Annotated in this window: 12 protein-coding genes, 1 tRNA gene and 1 riboswitch; of the genes, 3 read left to right on the top strand and 10 right to left on the bottom strand. The window is 72.2% G+C overall.

Translation table 11 applies throughout. The features are described 5' to 3' along the window. Positions 1-454 precede the first annotated feature (454 nt). The gene (locus IE98_RS0120300) at positions 455-1,369 is read left to right on the top strand and encodes a hypothetical protein (RefSeq protein ID WP_052390726.1); all 915 of its coding nucleotides are present in this window, start codon (positions 455-457) and stop codon (positions 1,367-1,369) included. Between the two features lie 83 nt (positions 1,370-1,452). Here IE98_RS0120300 and IE98_RS0120295 read toward each other — a convergent pair whose 3' ends face one another. The 3 genes from IE98_RS0120295 to IE98_RS0120285 all read right to left on the bottom strand — a co-directional run bounded on the left by IE98_RS0120295 (position 1,453) and on the right by IE98_RS0120285 (position 2,986). Beyond that, a complete protein-coding gene (locus tag IE98_RS0120295; protein ID WP_052390725.1) occupies positions 1,453-1,791 on the bottom strand; it encodes a hypothetical protein in 339 nt (112 codons plus the stop codon). Between the two features lie 113 nt (positions 1,792-1,904). Then, positions 1,905-2,792, bottom strand: a complete 888-nt coding sequence (locus tag IE98_RS0120290) for a Bax inhibitor-1/YccA family membrane protein (RefSeq protein WP_030270840.1) — start codon at positions 2,790-2,792, stop codon at positions 1,905-1,907. 109 nt (positions 2,793-2,901) lie between these two features. Next, positions 2,902-2,986: transfer RNA gene (locus IE98_RS0120285), tRNA-Leu, on the bottom strand. Positions 2,987-3,292: 306 nt separating this feature from the next. Here IE98_RS0120285 and IE98_RS0120280 point away from each other — a divergent pair. Together IE98_RS0120280 and IE98_RS0120275 are read left to right on the top strand one after the other, a co-directional pair. Then, positions 3,293-4,066, top strand: a complete 774-nt coding sequence (locus IE98_RS0120280; RefSeq protein WP_030270838.1) for an ABC transporter ATP-binding protein — start codon at positions 3,293-3,295, stop codon at positions 4,064-4,066. A gap of 50 nt (positions 4,067-4,116) precedes the next feature. Further along, entirely contained in the window at positions 4,117-6,675 is a 2,559-nt protein-coding gene (locus IE98_RS0120275; protein WP_030270836.1) for an ABC transporter permease, read from the top strand. A gap of 312 nt (positions 6,676-6,987) precedes the next feature. Here IE98_RS0120275 and IE98_RS0120270 read toward each other — a convergent pair whose 3' ends face one another. The 7 genes from IE98_RS0120270 to IE98_RS0120240 all read right to left on the bottom strand — a co-directional run bounded on the left by IE98_RS0120270 (position 6,988) and on the right by IE98_RS0120240 (position 14,902). After that, positions 6,988-8,361 carry an NAD(P)/FAD-dependent oxidoreductase gene (locus IE98_RS0120270; RefSeq protein ID WP_030270834.1) on the bottom strand — a complete coding sequence of 458 codons (1,374 nt, stop codon included), beginning with the start codon at positions 8,359-8,361 and terminating at the stop codon, positions 6,988-6,990. Positions 8,362-8,789: 428 nt separating this feature from the next. Then, positions 8,790-9,731 carry a Ppx/GppA phosphatase family protein gene (locus tag IE98_RS0120265; RefSeq protein WP_030270833.1) on the bottom strand — a complete coding sequence of 314 codons (942 nt, stop codon included), beginning with the start codon at positions 9,729-9,731 and terminating at the stop codon, positions 8,790-8,792. Next, the gene (locus tag IE98_RS0120260; RefSeq protein WP_030270831.1) at positions 9,728-10,378 is read right to left on the bottom strand and encodes a DUF501 domain-containing protein; all 651 of its coding nucleotides are present in this window, start codon (positions 10,376-10,378) and stop codon (positions 9,728-9,730) included. Before IE98_RS0120260 ends, IE98_RS0120265 begins: the two co-directional genes overlap by 4 nt. Next, on the bottom strand, positions 10,375-10,809 hold the full coding sequence (locus tag IE98_RS42745; protein ID WP_052390724.1) for an FtsB family cell division protein: 435 nt from the start codon (positions 10,807-10,809) through the stop codon (positions 10,375-10,377). Before IE98_RS42745 ends, IE98_RS0120260 begins: the two co-directional genes overlap by 4 nt. A 102-nt stretch (positions 10,810-10,911) precedes the next feature. Beyond that, on the bottom strand, positions 10,912-12,198 hold the full coding sequence (gene eno, locus IE98_RS0120250) for a phosphopyruvate hydratase (RefSeq protein WP_030270828.1): 1,287 nt from the start codon (positions 12,196-12,198) through the stop codon (positions 10,912-10,914). Between the two features lie 204 nt (positions 12,199-12,402). Further along, positions 12,403-13,230, bottom strand: coding sequence for a transglycosylase family protein (locus IE98_RS0120245; RefSeq protein WP_030270826.1), 828 nt, complete (start codon positions 13,228-13,230; stop codon positions 12,403-12,405). Between the two features lie 4 nt (positions 13,231-13,234). Continuing rightward, positions 13,235-13,401, bottom strand: a riboswitch (cyclic di-AMP (ydaO/yuaA leader). Positions 13,402-13,612: 211 nt separating this feature from the next. Next, positions 13,613-14,902 (bottom strand): cytochrome P450 family protein, encoded by a 1,290-nt coding sequence (locus IE98_RS0120240; protein WP_030270825.1) that lies wholly within the window; start codon positions 14,900-14,902, stop codon positions 13,613-13,615. Positions 14,903-15,006 lie beyond the last annotated feature (104 nt).

Raw genomic sequence — 15,006 nt, 5'->3', positions numbered from 1 at the left:
TCCAGTGGCACGACAAGCAGTTCGGCCTGGAGACCATGTGCGTCGGCGGCGGCCAGGGCATGGCCATGGTCATCGAACGACTCAGCTGAACCGCAGCGCAGGCGAAGCCCAGCGCGACAGCAGACACGGGTGGCTGAGCTGAGCACGCGAGGCGGGTCGGTCCTGCGCGACACGCCGCACGAAGGGTGGGGGACCACCCGTTCGGAGTGACACTCCGTAATTGAGGGCCGGATCACACGCGAAACGTGGTCCGGCCCTTGATTTTGCATTTCCGGGCCGTTTCGTCGACGGAGCGGAATGGCTCGACTCCGCTCCGTCGACAGGTAGTACCTAACAATTTGGGGACAAGAGCGGAAGTTCCCCATTAATGGGACATCCACCACTGCAGTAACCGCCCCTCATACGGCAGTGTGGACGTGCAACCCCGTTCCACTCCTCGCAAGGAGTACATTCCGTGAGCGTCGTCTACATCTCTCTGCTGCTGATCCTCATCGTCGTCGCCACTGTCGTGCTGCTCCAGGTCCGTGCGCTCTCACGCCGGTTGGAGGAGCGGCGGACCGCACCCGACGGCACCGCCCTCGACGAGGCGGCGATACGCCGGGCGGTCACCGAGGCACTCGCGGCGGACCGGGAGCGGGAGATCACCGAGGCCCGGGCGTTCTGGGCCGAGCAGGAGGCGCGCGCCGCGGAGGACGCCCCGATGTTCGAGGGCCCGTTCCTGAGCGTCGGCGAGGAATGGCCGCTGTTCTTCCCGCGGCCCACCGGCCCGGAGACCGCGGCGGACAACGGGACGATGGACCCGGGATTCGGCGAGGCGCTGCGCAGCGCGCTCGAGGACATCATCAACGAGGGCGGCCCGGAGGGCGGCGTGCACCCCGGCCACCCCGCGCAGGGCGGTTCCCCGGTGCCGGCCGAGGCCGGTGCGGACGCCCGCGCCCGTCGCGAGGCCGACCTGATCGCGACCGGTCTGGAGGCCGGCCTGCTGGACGCCGAGGCGGAGGCCGAGCCGGCCGTCGCGCCGGACCCGCGCCGCCACCCCTCGCACCCCGACTTCGTGCCGAGCCAGACCCCGTCCCGGGAGTGGACGGACACCCGGCTCTCCGTGCTGGCGGACGAGAAGATTGCCCTCACCGACGTCCGTCCCGGCCCGCTGGGCACCCTGGACGTGTACGCCTTCGCCGACGGCACCACGCTCTGCGTGGCCCCGGGCGACCGCGAGGCGGCGTACCGGCTGATCGACGCCGTCCAGGCCGGTGAGGACGTCCGGCTGCTCGGCGGCTCCCGGTTCTCCGGTTCGTACTCGCTGACCTTCTCCACCGACGACGACGCGGTGTACGTGCTGGCCGACCGCGTGGTCGCGAGCATCTGACCCGCCCGACGACAGGACACCGACCGAGGGCCGGCCGGACGCCCCCGGGGGCGTCCGGCCGGCCCTCGGTCTTCCCCCGTGGCTCAGGCGGTGAGCCGCTCGGTCTCCCGGACGGCGGCCAGTGCCGCGGCCACCGCCTCCGGGCGGTCCTGCGCGGCGATCACCAGGTCGTGCCCGGCCACGGCCAGCTGGTCGCCGACCGCGAACGGGCCGGCGTCCGGGAGCTCGTGCGGGGGCTCGCCCTCCAGTTCCAGGGCGGTCGCGGCCAGGCCGCGGGCCAGGGCCAGGCCGGCTCCCGCGCGGGACGGGTGGCCGGGCACCGCGGCGAGCAGCCGGCTCTGCGGCATCGAACGGAACCGGTCCGCGAGGCGGTCGACGGCCTCGACCAGGGCGGCGGCGGACAGCGGGGGCGCTTCGGACATGCAGCGAGGGTATCGGGCACGCGCGGTGCGTCCGGGCCGGGCCGGACCCGGACGCACCGCAGCCCCCGGGGGCGGTGCTCCCGGGGGCTGCGGCGGCGTGCAGGGGCGACGGGTCAGTCGTCGCCGCGGAGGATGGCGATCAGGCGCAGCATCTCCAGGTAGATCCAGACCAGCGAGAGGGTGAGGCCGAAGGCGGCGCGCCAGGCCTCGCGCTCGGGGGCGCCGTTCTGGATCGCGTGCTCGATCTCGGCGAAGTCCAGCGAGAGGAAGAACGCGCCGAGGGCGATGCCGATCAGGCCGACCGCGATGCCGAGCGGGCCGGAGCGCAGGCCGAAGTCGGCGCCGAACATCGAGGCGATCATGTTGATCAGCAGCAGGCCGACGAAGCCCATCGCGATGGCGAGGCCGATCCGGGTGTACCGGGGGGTGACGCGGATCCGGCCGCTCTTGTACGCGATCAGCATGGCCCCGAAGACCACGGCGGTGCCGAGCACGGCCTGGACGGCGATGCCGGGCCAGATCGTGTTGAAGACCTTGGTGATCGCGCCGAGGAAGAAGCCCTCCAGGGCGGCGTAGGCGAGGATCAGCGGCGGGCTGACGCTGCGCTTGAAGGTGATGACCAGGCCGACCACGAACGCGGCGAAGGCGGCACCGGCGGCGAAGCCGTAGCCCTCGTCCGGCAGCGCGAGCCAGGCGACGGCGCCGGCGCCGACCAGGGCGAGCAGCGTGAGCGTCGTCCGGGCGACGACGTCGTCCATGGTCATCCGGCCGGTCTGGGCCGGGCCCGCGGACGGGGCCCGGTACATCTCGGCGAGCTGGTCGTCCGTCAGCTGGGCGCCCTCGGGACGCGCGTACGGGTTGGCGCCGTAGGGGTTTGCCGCGTAGGGGTTGTTGGCGTACGGGTCGGCGGCGTGGGGCTGCCGGGTGGTGTCGAACCCCGCGTGTCCGGCGTCGCGGGTGAAGGACCCCTCCCGCGAGAAGACCGGGTTGCTGCTTCTCATCTCATTCCCTCCGGGGCGGCACGGCGCTGCCCACGGAACCAGGGTAATGGTTTGGCAAAGGAGCGCGCGTACGCCGTGAGGAGGATCTCCTGCGGCGCCGCGGTGGCGCTGGTGCCCGGGGCCGGACTCGAACCGGCACGGCCTCGCGGCCAAGCAGTTTTAAGCTGCCCGTGTCTGCGTTCCACCACCCGGGCGTGAACCGCGCGCCCGCGTGCGGGCTGCCCCCGAGCCTAGTCGCCGAGGTCCCGGTTTCGCATGTTCCGGCCCCCGGAAGTTGTCATGTTTCCTTGCCATCTGACGAACTGTTCGCGATCCGGCCACCGGCCCGGTGAAATCCGGCCAACGGCTCTCAGGGTCGGGGTCATACCGCAGGAGGAGAAGGACCGCCTCCGGATACGCCTGGCGGCGGTCGGCGCAACCGTTCGACGGGTCGACAGATTCCATGATCACGTACGGGAGGATCGAATGGACGATCCGCACCCTCCCGACAGGAGTCCCCCGTGACCACGACGACCGCACCCGCCGCCCGCACCGGCCAGGCGGCCGCCCGCGCCACCGGTCTGAGCAAGGTCTACGGGGAGGGCGAGACCCGCGTGGTCGCCCTCGACAGCGTGAGCGTGGCCTTCGGGCAGGGCGAGTACACCGCCATCATGGGTCCGTCCGGCTCCGGCAAGTCGACCCTGATGCACTGCATGGCGGGTCTGGACACGGTCTCCTCGGGCTCCGCCACGATCGGCGGGACGGAGCTCGTCGGGCTGCGCGACAAGCAGCTGACCAAGCTCCGCCGGGACAAGATCGGCTTCATCTTCCAGGCGTTCAACCTGCTGCCCACGCTGACCGCGCTGGAGAACATCACCCTGCCGATGGACATCGCCGGCACCAAGGCGGACCGTCAGTGGCTGGACCGCGTGGTCGACACCGTCGGCCTCTCCGGCCGGCTCTCGCACCGCCCGTCCCAGCTCTCCGGCGGCCAGCAGCAGCGCGTGGCCTGCGCCCGCGCCCTGGCCTCCAAGCCGGAGATCATCTTCGCCGACGAGCCGACCGGCAACCTGGACTCCCGCTCCGGCGCGGAGATCCTCTCCTTCCTGCGCAACTCGGTGCGCGAGCTCGGCCAGACGGTCGTGATGGTGACGCACGACCCCGTCGCGGCCTCGTACGCCGACCGCGTGGTGTTCCTCGCCGACGGCCGGATCGTGGACGAGCTCACCGCCCCGACCGCCGACTCCGTCCTGGACCGCATGCGCCGCTTCGACGCCAAGGGCCGCACCAGCTGACACCGCGTCCGCCGACCGCCCGCACCCACACCTCCAGGACTCACACAGCCATGTACCGCACCGCACTGCGCAACGTGCTGGCCCACAAGGGCCGACTGCTGATGACGGCGCTCGCCGTCCTGCTGGGCACGGCCTTCGTGGCCGGCACCATGGTCTTCTCCGACACGCTCGGCGAGGCCATGAAGAACAGCCTCTCCAAGAGCTACTCGGACGTCTCCGTGCTGGTCACCGACCCGGTGGCGGACTCGCCCTTCCGCGCGAAGGACCGGAGCGGCCCGAACCGGGGCAAGCTGACCGAGGACACCGTCGCGAAGATCGCCGCGCTGCCCGGCACGGAGCGGGCCCGCGGCAACGTCAGCGGCTTCGTCGGCGTGGCCGACCGCAAGGGCGACCTGATCGGCGAGGGCTGGAGCTCCCGCGGCAGCAACTTCGCCCCGGACGCCTCCGGCAAGGACTCCCGCTACCCGATGGCCGAGGGCCGCGGCCCGCAGGCCGAGCGGGAGATCGCCCTCGACCGCCGCACCGCCGAGAAGGGCGGCTACCACCTCGGCGACACCGTCCGGGTCGCGTCCGACGGCCCGGCCAGCGAGCGCACCCTGGTCGGCGTCTTCACCACCGACGACCCGGAGGTCGAGTCGGGCGGCACGCTGACCCTCTTCGACCGGGCCACCGCACAGAAGCTGCTGCTCGCGCCCGGCCAGTACAGCACCGTCGCGGTCACCGCGAAGCCCGGCACCTCGCAGGACGAACTGCTGCGGAGCATCACCGCCGTGCTGCCCGGCGAGGGCCAGATGCAGGCCGAGACGGGCCAGGAGCTGACCGACCGCCAGACCAAGATGATCGCCGACGGCACCACCGGTATGAAGACGGCGCTGCTCGCCTTCGCCGGCATCTCGCTCTTCGTCGGCATCTTCATCATCGCCAACACCTTCACCATGCTGGTCGCCCAGCGCACCCGTGAGCTGGCGCTGCTGCGCGCGGTCGGCGCCGGCCGCGGGCAGGTGACCCGCTCGGTGCTGATCGAGGCGCTGCTGATCGGCATCGTCGCCTCGGCGGCCGGCCTCGCGACCGGCATCGGCATCGGCGCCGGCATGCGGGCGGTGCTCGACGCGCTGGACGCGGGCCTGCCGGCCGGCCCCCTGGTGGTCGCGCCCGCGACGGTGGTGGTCTCGCTGGTGGTCGGCATCGTGGTGACGACGCTCTCCGCGCTGCTGCCCGCCGTCCGCGCCTCGCGGATCGCCCCGGTCGCCGCGATGAGCAGCGGCGACCAGCCCGCCGCACAGAAGAGCCTGATCGTCCGGAACGTCATCGGCGGTCTGATCGCGGCCGGCGGCCTCGGCCTGGTGGCGCTCGGTGCCGCGTCCGGCGACTCCTCGGGCCGGATGCCGGTGGCGGCCGGCGCGGGCCTCGCCCTGATCGGCATCTTCATCCTGCTGCCGCTGCTGTCCCGCCCGGTGATCGCCCTGGTCGGCCCGCTGCTGCAGGCCGCCGCGGGCACCGCGGGCCGGCTGGCCCAGCAGAACGCGGTGCGCAACCCGCGCCGCACCGCCGCCACCGCGGCCGCGCTCACCATCGGCCTCGCCCTGGTCAGCTCGCTCACGGTGCTGGGCGCCTCGGTCGGCGACGCCGTCGACCGGTCGGTCACCAGCAGCATGTCGGCGGACTACAGCATCAAGACCGCCAACGGCATCTCGCCGGACCCGAAGCTGGCCGCGTCGGTCGCGAAGGTCCCCGGGGTGGCGGCGGTCAGCCCGATGTCGGACGTCTACTGGAAGCTCGGCGGCTCCGAGCGGGCGATCAGCGGCGTCGACGCCGGCGCCGTCGACCGGGTGGTCGCGCTCACCCTGGACAGCGGCTCCACGGCCGCGTTGAAGCAGGGACAGGTCCTCGTCCAGGCCGAGACGGCGAAGAGCAACAACTGGGCGGTCGGCTCCGTCCTGCCGGTCGAGTACCCGGACGGCAGCACCGCCCAGGTCACCGTCGGCGGCGTCTTCCGGAAGAACGAGCTGCTCTCCCCGGTCGTGATGGCCAACACCGAGGTCTTCAAGCACAGCGAGGACCCGTACGTCACGCAGATCCTGGTGAAGGCCACCGACGGCCCGAACGACGGCCTGCGGAAGGCCATCAAGGACGCCACCGGCAGCAACCCGGTGATCGACGTGAAGACCAAGCAGGACATCCGGGACGAGTTCAGCAAGATCATCACCTTCATGCTGAACCTGATGTACGGCCTGCTGGCGATGTCGGTGCTGGTGGCGGTGCTCGGCGTGGTGAACACGCTGGCGATGTCGGTCTTCGAGCGCAAGCGGGAGATCGGCATGCTGCGGGCGATCGGCCTGGACCGCCGGGGCGTCAAGCGGATGGTCCGCCTGGAGTCCGTGGTGATCTCGATGTTCGGCGCGGTGATCGGCGTCCTGCTCGGCTGCTTCCTGGCCTGGGCGGTCAACGGCACCCTGGAGTCCAGCCTGCCGGGCCTCGCCACCGTCCTCCCGTACGGCAAGCTGCTGGTCTTCCTGGGCCTGGCCGGGGTGGTGGGCATGGTGGCCGCCATCTGGCCGGCCCGCCGGGCCGCCGGCCTCGACATCCTGGGCGCCATCAAGACGGACTGACGCACCGCCCGCAGGGCCCCGGCACCGCGCAGGTGCCGGGGCCCTGCGGCGTTTCCGGGCCTGCTGCGTTCCCGGGCCTACGGCGGACCCGGGCCTGCTGCTGCGGACCCGCGTCCGGGCGCCGCTCGCCCCGCGGACGGGCCCGGGCACGCCGAAGGCCCCCGCCCGGTTACGGCGGGGGCCTTCGGTCACTTCTGTACTCCGCCCGGCTCGCACGGCCGGCTGAGCACCACGGAGGTCGTGGTCCGGCCACGTTGCCGGGCGGAGGGCCTCCGACTCATCCCCGGCCTTGCTCGGCCGGGGCCACAGTCGCTACTTGCTTGTGGCCAGCTCCTTCTCGGCGGCCGGCTTCGCCTGGGCCGGGATCGGCTTGGCGGGGCCGGCGGCCTCCTGGAACGCCTCGAACGGCTTCTCCATCTCGGCGAGGCCGACGGTCTCGCGCTTGAGGAACATCGCCAGGGTCCAGTCGGTGAAGACCCGGATCTTGCGGTTCATGGTCGGCACCCGGCTGCCGTGGTACAGACGGTGGAACCACCAGGCCGGACGGCCCTTCAGCTTGTACTTGCCGAAGAGGATCGCCACGCCCTTGTGCAGGCCGAGACCGGCGACCGCACCGAGGTTCTTGTGCTTGTACTCCTTCTGCGGGAAGCCCCGCATGCCGGAGACCACGTTGTCGGCCAGGACGAGCGCCTGACGGACCGCGTGCTGGGCGTTCGGCGGGCACCAGGCGCCCTCTCCGACGGCGAGGTCCGGCACCTGGGCGTTGTCGCCCGCGGCCCAGACGTAGTCGAAGCCCTGGACCTGCAGGGTCGGCGCGGTGTCCACGTGGCCGCGGGGGCCGAGCGGCAGGCCGAAGTGCGACAGCACCGGGTTCGGCTTGACGCCGGCCGTCCAGACGATGGTGGAGGCGTCGGCCTCGACACCGTTCTTCAGGACGACGTGCTGGTCGACGCAGGAGTCCATCGAGGTCTCGATGTAGATCTCGATGTTGCGCTCTTCGAGCTTCTCCTTGGTCCACAGACCGAGGTCCGGGCCCATCTCCGGGAGGATGCGGTTGGCCGCCTCCACCAGGATGAAGCGCATGTCGTCGCGGCTGACGGTCTTGTAGATCTTCGCCGCGTCGCGGGCCATGTCCTCGATCTCGGCGATCGTCTCGACACCCGCGAAACCGCCGCCGACGACCACGAAGGTCAGCGCCTTGCGACGGATGTCCGCGTCGGCGGTGGACTCGGCCTTGTCGAGCTGCGCCATGACGTGGTTGCGGAGGCTGATCGCCTCCTCGACCGTCTTCATGCCGATGCCGTGCTCGGCCAGGCCGGGGATCGGGAAGGTGCGGGAGACCGAGCCGGTGGCCACGACCAGGTAGTCGAAGGGCAGCTCGTACGAGTCGCCGGCCGCGGGCTGGATGGTGGCGACCTTGCGGGCGTGGTCCACACCGGTGACAGCACCGGTGAGCACCTCCGCCTTCTTGAGGGCGCTGCGCAGCGGCGCGACGAGGTTGCGGGGCGCGACGTTGCCGCCGGCCGCCTCGGGGAGGAAGGGCAGGTACGTCATGTAGGACCGCGGGTCGACGACCGTGACGGTCGCCTCCCCGTAGCGCATCTTCTTGAGGATGCGCATCGCGGCATACAGGCCGACGTAACCACCGCCGACAATGAGGATGCGAGGACGCTCCGTGGTGCTCATATCGGAAAGTATCCACCCCCATCTGACGGGCACTTCGTGAGGCCCGTCACAAGCCTCTGGACACCCCCTGCTACACTGCGCGCCCGCATTTCGGGGGTGTGGCCGCCCGCTCACGGCGGCGGGGGGTGCGGGGTGAACCGCCGGCCGGGTGCGGCCCTGCTGAGCAGCAACAATCCCGGCGAGGCCCGAGTTCCCGGGCGAAATTTCGAATCCATCGGCCATCGGCGAGCCCTGCCTGCGATCCGCTGGCCGAACACGGAGGGCAACCTTCGGTCCCACATAACGGACGGAGCGGACACCGGAGTGCGTCGAAAGGCTGGTCGGCCATGTGAAGAAATTCACGAAGGTTCTGGCGACACGCTGCGCAGCGGGCGGCCCCGGGCGCCGTGGAGGCGCTCCGGGGCCGCTCGGGTAAGCCCCCGCGTCCGTCAGCGGGCAATACTCCAGGCGATTCCGTCGAGGATGTCGTGCTCGCTGACGACCACCTCGGCGGCGCCGGTGCGCTCCATGATCTCCAGCAGGACGAGGGCGCCCGCACCGATCACGTCGGCGCGGCCCGGGTGCATCACCGGGATCGCCATCCGCTCGGCGTGGGTGGAGTGCAGCAGCCGGGTCGCGGTCTCCCGGACCTGCTCGACGCCCAGTCGGGCGTGGTGGATCTTCGTGGAGTCGTACTCCGGGAGGTCCAGCGCGATGCCGGCCACGGTGGTCACGGTGCCGGCCAGGCCGACCAGCGTGGCCGCCTCGGTGAGCGGCACCGTCTCGGCGGCGGTGTCCAGCGCGGTGAGGACGTCGGCCTTGGCCCGGGCGATCTGATCCTCCGTCGGCAGCTCGGCGCCGCCGAAGTGCCGCTCGGTCATCCGGACGCAGCCGATGTCGACCGAGCGGGCGGCCTGCACCTCCTCGCCGCCGAGCACGAACTCGGTGGAGCCGCCGCCGAGGTCGAAGACCAGGTACGGCGCCTTGAGGGAGCCGCCGGTGAGCTCCTTGGTGGCGCCGGTGAAGGAGAGCCGGGCCTCCTCGTCGCCGCTGACCACCTCGGGGACGACCCCGAGGATGCCGCGGACGCCCTCGGTGAACTCGGCGGCGTTCTCGGCGTCCCGGGAGGCGCTGGTGGCGACGAAGCGGATCCGCTCCGGGCCCACCCCGTGCGCCGTGATGATCTCCGCGTACTCGCGGCAGGCGGCGAAGGTGCGCTCCAGGGCGTCCGGGTGGAGCCGGCCGGTGGAGTCGACGCCCTGGCCGAGCCGGTTGATGATCATGCGGCGGTCGAGGTCGGCGATCTCCCCCGTCGCCGGGTCGAGGTCGGCGATCAGCAGCCGGATCGAGTTGGTGCCGCAGTCGATCGCGGCGACCCGGGTGGCGGTCACTGGTCCTCCTCCTCGGCGCGGGCGCGCTTGGCGGCGCGCTCGGCGGTCTTCTGCTCCTTCGCCGCGATGACCGCGGCGTGGTCCTGCTCCTTGGACCGGTTGCGCAGGACCCGCTCGCCGGCCGCCTCGACCTCGGCCGGGGAGACGCAGGGGCCCTTGGCCCACCAGTCCTCCAGCATGCCGATGGCCTCGTCGCCGAGCGGGTTGACGCCCTCGCCGGCCGCCAGCGAGTGGCCGACCAGCACGTGCAGGCACTTGACCCGGTCGGGCATGCCGCCGGCGCTCGGGAAGCCCTCCAGCACCTCGATGGCGTCGCGGCGGGCGATGTAGTCCTCGTGGGCCGCGCGGTAGGCGGCCGCGAGCTCCGGGTCCTCGGCGAGGCGGGCGCTCTGATCCTTCATCACGCCGTCGGCCTCCAGGGTGCCGATCAGCGAGGCCGCCCTGGGGCAGGTCAGGTAGTAGAGCGTCGGGAAGGGCGTGCCGTCGGGCAGCCGGGGCGCCGTCTCGACGACGTCGGGGTTGCCGCAGGGGCAGCGGTGGGCCACGCCGCGCAGCCCGCGCGGGACCCGGCCGAGCTGGGCGGCGATGGCGGCGACGTCGGCGTCCGACGCGGTGCCGTCGGTGGCGGGGTGCTGTTCAGAGGTCATGGCGTGCTGTCTTCGTGAGGAGCGGGCGTCGAGTCGGCCAGGTCGACCGACTCGAGGACGGTGGTGTACCAGGGCTTGGCCGCCCTGACCGGGCCGGTGGGCAGTGCGTCGGCGGAGGCCGGGCCGGGGGGCGCGGAGGGGTCGACCGAGACGAACGGGGTCTCGCCCGGCATCGCGAAGTGCAGCCGCTCGCGGGCCTGCGCCTTCACGTACTCCGGGTCCTGCCAGCGGGCCTTCGCCCGCCGGAGCTCGTCGACCTGCTGCCGGGCGTGCTCCGCCCGGGCGCGCTGGTCGGCGATCTCCGAGCGCTGCGTCAGGAACTGCCGGGTCGGGTAGGCGAGTATCGCCACCAGCGAGCACAGGACGAGCACGAGCACGGTCGCGCGGCTGGTGAAGCGCGGACGCCCCGCCAGTCCCGGGATCTTCCACATCGCTCGTACCCCTCCTGCTCACGCCGGTGCCCCGGCCCCCACCCTACGGGGTGGTTGCCGGGGCACCGGTCCAGCGGCCGTGTCAGCGCGCGGGTGTCAGGCTCAGCCCTCGTACTTGTAGCGGGGGAACGCGCCCCGGCCGGCGTACTCGGCGGCGTCGTCGAGGATCTCCTCGATGCGCAGCAGCTGGTTGTACTTGGCGACGCGCTCGGAGCGGGCCGGGGCGCCGGTCTTGATCTGGCCGCAGTTGGTGGCGACGGCGAGGTCGGCGATGGTGACGTCCTCGGTCTCGCCGGAGCGGTGCGACATCATGCAGCGGTAGCCGTTGCGCTGGGCCAGCTCGACGGCGTCCAGGGTCTCGGTGAGCGAGCCGATCTGGTTGACCTTCACCAGCAGCGCGTTGGCGGTGCCGGTCTCGATGCCGCGGCGCAGGCGCTCCGGGTTGGTGACGAACAGGTCGTCGCCGACCAGCTGGACCTTGTCGCCCAGCTTGTCGGTCATGGCCTTCCAGCCGTCCCAGTCCGACTCGTCCAGCGGGTCCTCGATGGAGACCAACGGGTACGCGGCGACCAGCTCGGCGTAGTAGTCGATGAGCTCGGCGGAGGAGATCGCCTTGCCCTCGAAGGTGTAGGCGCCGTCGTTGTGGAACTCGGAGGAGGCGACGTCCAGGGCGAGCGCGACGTCCTTGCCCGGGGTGTAGCCGGCCTTCTTGATGGCCTCGACGATGAGGTCGAGCGCCTCGCGGTTGGAGTCCAGGTTCGGCGCGAAGCCGCCCTCGTCGCCGAGGCCGGTGGACAGGCCGCGCTCCTTCAGCACGCCCTTGAGGGTGTGGTAGACCTCGACGCCCCAGCGGACGGCCTCGGAGAAGGACTCCGCGCCGATCGGGGCGATCATGAACTCCTGGATGTCGACGTTGGAGTCCGCGTGCGAGCCGCCGTTGAGGATGTTCATCATCGGGACGGGCAGCACGTGGGCGTTCGGGCCGCCCAGGTAGCGGAACAGCGGCAGGTCGCTGGCCTCGGAGGCGGCGTGCGCCACGGCGAGGGAGACGCCGAGGATCGCGTTGGCGCCGAGCGAGGACTTGTCGGGGGTGGCGTCCAGGTCGAGCATGGCCTGGTCGATCAGGCGCTGCTCGGTGGCGTCGTAGCCGACCAGCTCCGGGCCGATCTGCTCGATGACGGCGAGGACGGCCTTCTCCACGCCCTTGCCGAAGTAGCGGTTCTTGTCGCCGTCGCGGAGCTCCAGGGCCTCGAAGGCACCGGTGGAGGCACCGGACGGGACAGCGGCACGACCGGTGCTGCCGTCGTCGAGGCCGACCTCGACCTCGACCGTGGGGTTACCGCGGGAGTCGAGGATTTCGCGGGCTACGACGACATCAATGGACGGCACGAGGCATCTCCTAGCGGAAGCGGATGAGGGTCGTTACGACCAGAGCCTAACCGCACGGGCCCTCCGGGCCATGCCGCGCATGGCCCTGTCTCACCGTGTGACCGGGCTACTCGCCGGTAGTTCACCTGAAGGACCACCGACCGGCCCGTCCGCCCGCGGGTGCCGCCCTGCGGGCGGACGGACCGTTCGTACCGTGCCGGTCCGTCAGGCCAGACGCAGCTGCTGGCCGGGCAGGATCAGGTCGGGATCGGCGCCGACGAGCTGCCGGTTGGTCGTGTACAGCTGCTCCCAGCCGCCGGGCAGCTCGTGCGCGGCGGCGATGCCGGACAGCGTGTCGCCCTCCTGCACGGTGTACTGCTCGCGGCCGAGGGCGGGCACCGGGACGGCCTGCAGGGTGCGGGCGCCCTCGTCGGCACCCTCGGCACCCTCGGTGCCGTCACCGGGGACGGCTGGCTCGGTGGGCGCCGGCGGCAGGTGGCGCTCGTAGATCTCCCGGTGCGCCGTCCAGTACCACTGGTCGTCCTTCTGGTACCAGTACACGCCGGAGTCGGCGTCGAAGCCGCCGCGGCCGGGGAACTGCGGCGCCGGCGACGACGGCGCCGCCGGGGCCTGCGCCTGCCCGGTGCCGCTGCGCGTCCCGCCGCTCCCGGCGGACGCGCGGGTCAGGCCGGCGCGTTTGGAGCACACCGGCCACGCGCCGGGCCCCTGGGAGGCCAGCACCTTCTCGGCGACGGCGATCTGTTCGCTCTTGCTCGCCTGGTGGGCGAGCGGGGCGTACCGGGAGCCGCCGAACCCCTTCCACGTCCGGGCGGTGAACTGCAGCCCGCCGTAGAAGCCGTTGCCGGTGTTGATCCTCCAGTTGCCGCCGCTCTCGCACTGGGCGACCTTGTCCCAGATCGAGACGGGGGCGGCATGGGCTCCGCCCGCGGTGAGCAGCGGCAGGGCGAGGCCGACACCCGTGACACCCGCGACGGCGACCGCCTTCTCGGCGGACGTCCTGCGGCGGTGGCGGCCAGGTCCGGTGAAGAGCATGGGTTGTCCCTCTCCGAACGCCTGCGAGGTGAGCTGTCGGGTTCGGACCGGGAGGCTGGCCCGGCCGCGGCCGCAGGAGGGGCCCTGCTGACGCGGCTTCACCCCTAGCCGTGGGGACGGCGACGAACGTGGTTCCCCCGCCCCTGTCCTGGGTCTCGGTGGTGAGGCCCGGGCACGGCGGACAGGATTCGGCGTTGCCGTGCCGGGGTCCGCGGCTGCGGACTGTTCGGGAGAGTAAGCAGATCGAACGACCGATCACAAGCTCATATCGCGGATATCACGGAGCAATTACGGAGAACCGATTATCGCCCACGAACGATGCAGGTGTCTCCTGATTGACGAGTGTTCAGATCCGACCGGATCCGACCGGTGCGACACACCGTCAGACCGTGTCGCGCCGCCCGGACGGCCCTGCCGGCGTGAAGGCGACCGGCAGCTCGCGCAGGCCCCGCATGATGAGGCCGCCGCGCCAGCGCAGGTCCGCCGGGTCGGCGTCCAGGGCGAGGTCCGGCAGCCGGGTCAGCAGGGTCGCCAGCGCCGCCCGACCCTCCAGGCGGGCCAGCGGGGCGCCGATGCAGTAGTGGATGCCGTGGCCGAAGCCCAGGTGCGGGTTGTCGGCGCGGGCGAGGTCCAGCGTGTTCTCGTCCGCGAACCGGGCCGGGTCGCGGTCGGCCGCCGCCAGCACCACCAGCACCGGGTCGCCGACCGGGATCTCCACCCCGCCGATCGTCAGCGGCCGGGTCGCGAACCGCCAGGTGGCCAGCTCCACCGGCCCGTCGTAGCGCAGCAGCTCCTCGATGCCGGTCTCCAGCAGGCCGCTCTCGCCGCGTGCCACCGACTCCTGCAGCAGCGCCCGCTGCCCGGGGTTGCGCAGCAGGGCGTGCAGGCCGTTGCCGATCAGGTTGACGGTGGTCTCGAAGCCGGCGAACAGCAGGATGAAGGCCATCGCCGCGGCCTCGTTCTCGGTCAGGTGCTCGCCGTGGTCGCTGGCCCGGATCAGCCCGGAGATCAGGTCGTCGCCGAGGTCGGCCCGCTTGCGGTGGATCAGCTCCGCCAGGTACGTGCGGATCCGCCGGACGGCCCGGCCGACGCCGCCGCGCTGCCCGCCGGACTGGCCCGGCTTCGTGTGCCGCAGCATCATGCCGGCCCAGTCCCGGAAGTCGTCCTGGTCCTCCGGCGGCACGCCCAGCAGGTCGCAGATCGCGTAGATCGGCAGCGGGAAGGCGAACTCGTGGATCAGGTCCGCCGTGCCGCGGTCGGCGAAGGAGTCGATCAGCCGGTCGGTGAGCTGCTGCACCCTCGGCTCGAACTCCGCCACCCGGCGCGGTGTGAAGGCCTTGGAGACCAGCCGGCGCAGCCGGGTGTGGTCCGGCGGGTCGATGTTCAGCAGGTGGGTCATCAGGTCGGCCTGCCGCTCGCCCGGGATGCCGACCCGGCCGGAGCGGTGCGCCTGCTCGCTGTGGTGCACCGGGTTCTTGGAGAGCCGCGCGTCCGCGAGGGCCTGCCGGGCGTCCGCGTACCGGGTCACCAGCCAGGCGTCCACCCCGCTGGGCAGCGTGGTGCGGTGCACCGGCGCGTGCTCGCGCAGCCAGGCGTACGCGGGGTAGGGGTCGGCGGCGAACTCCCAGGTGAAGAGTTCCGGGCGGTCGGCGGGTCGGGAGGTGTCCGGCATGCCCCGACCGTATCCGCTGCCGGGTGCCCCTCCCGATGGCGCCCGACGGTGCCCGACGGTGCCCGACCGGCCCGCTCCGGCCGCGGGAGCGCCGTCCGCGGGCC

Origin of the sequence: Streptomyces sp. NRRL B-24484 (assembly GCF_000717715.1) — a bacterium.
Lineage (GTDB): Bacteria > Actinomycetota > Actinomycetes > Streptomycetales > Streptomycetaceae > Kitasatospora.
Note: the sequence above shows the minus strand (reverse complement) of the source record. Positions and strands in the feature narration are given on the sequence as shown.

What these genes read in the sequence shown, in the direction of transcription:
- IE98_RS0120295 (WP_052390725.1), bottom strand. Translation starts at nt 1,791, where the DNA reads ATGTCCGAAGCGCCCCCGCTGTCCGCCGCCGCCCTGGTCGAGGCCGTC.
- IE98_RS0120290 (WP_030270840.1), bottom strand. Translation starts at nt 2,792, where the DNA reads ATGAGAAGCAGCAACCCGGTCTTCTCGCGGGAGGGGTCCTTCACCCGC.
- IE98_RS0120275 (WP_030270836.1), top strand. Translation starts at nt 4,117, where the DNA reads ATGTACCGCACCGCACTGCGCAACGTGCTGGCCCACAAGGGCCGACTG.
- IE98_RS0120270 (WP_030270834.1), bottom strand. Translation starts at nt 8,361, where the DNA reads ATGAGCACCACGGAGCGTCCTCGCATCCTCATTGTCGGCGGTGGTTAC.
- IE98_RS0120260 (WP_030270831.1), bottom strand. Translation starts at nt 10,378, where the DNA reads ATGACCTCTGAACAGCACCCCGCCACCGACGGCACCGCGTCGGACGCC.
- IE98_RS42745 (WP_052390724.1), bottom strand. Translation starts at nt 10,809, where the DNA reads ATGTGGAAGATCCCGGGACTGGCGGGGCGTCCGCGCTTCACCAGCCGC.
- IE98_RS0120245 (WP_030270826.1), bottom strand. Translation starts at nt 13,230, where the DNA reads ATGCTCTTCACCGGACCTGGCCGCCACCGCCGCAGGACGTCCGCCGAG.
- IE98_RS0120240 (WP_030270825.1), bottom strand. Translation starts at nt 14,902, where the DNA reads ATGCCGGACACCTCCCGACCCGCCGACCGCCCGGAACTCTTCACCTGG.